This window comes from Xenorhabdus indica (assembly GCF_014467235.1).
Classification (GTDB): domain Bacteria; phylum Pseudomonadota; class Gammaproteobacteria; order Enterobacterales; family Enterobacteriaceae; genus Xenorhabdus; species Xenorhabdus indica.
In genome coordinates this window covers 1-498 of sequence record NZ_NKHP01000116.1, presented here as the reverse complement: position 1 = coordinate 498, position 498 = coordinate 1, and the positions used below count along the sequence as shown (strand labels likewise).

General features: G+C 44.6%; 1 protein-coding gene and 1 pseudogene. Both read right to left on the bottom strand.

Translation table 11 applies throughout. The features are described 5' to 3' along the window. Nucleotides 1-255, bottom strand: a 255-nt coding sequence (locus Xind_RS25500) for a lysis system i-spanin subunit Rz (RefSeq protein ID WP_187650971.1), incomplete at its 3' end; no start/stop codon positions are given. Continuing rightward, nucleotides 252-498 (bottom strand): annotated as a pseudogene (locus tag Xind_RS25495) (structural protein); the annotation flags it as partial. The pseudogene Xind_RS25495 and the gene Xind_RS25500, both read right to left, overlap by 4 nt.

Sequence of the window (498 nt, the reverse complement as noted above, 5' to 3'; positions counted from 1 at the left end):
ACCAGCGGCAACATCAGCCCGAAGAGTGTCGATTTCAGTCTTGGCATGGGCGAGTTCCTGTGTGTGTGTTTTGTCGAGTTCCGCAAGGTGCTTGATGCGCTCTTGCTGCCGAGTGTTGATAGCAACTTGTTCATTGAAGTCAGTCGTTAGTTTTTTATTTAAATCATTTACTTCGTTTAACGATGCCATCAACCAATTAGACCAAGCAATGAGTCCGGCTATAATAACGAGTACTACCTTCTCGTAGGCTTTCATAGCATCTCAAACGCTTTTTCAAACGTTGCCTCAGAATACGGTTGCCTGCCGTTCTCGTGCCGGATAATGGCTTTTGATAGTCCAATCAGTGTCGGTTTATTCACTTCAATCTTTTCGAACTGGTCTACATTGAGTGCCTTGGCAACACTGTTAATATATGCAGTGGTGTTATTTTCCGAGTCTGGCGCATAGCGGTTGATGATTTTAGAGACGCTGTTGTGCCCGCCTTTATGGTAATTACAC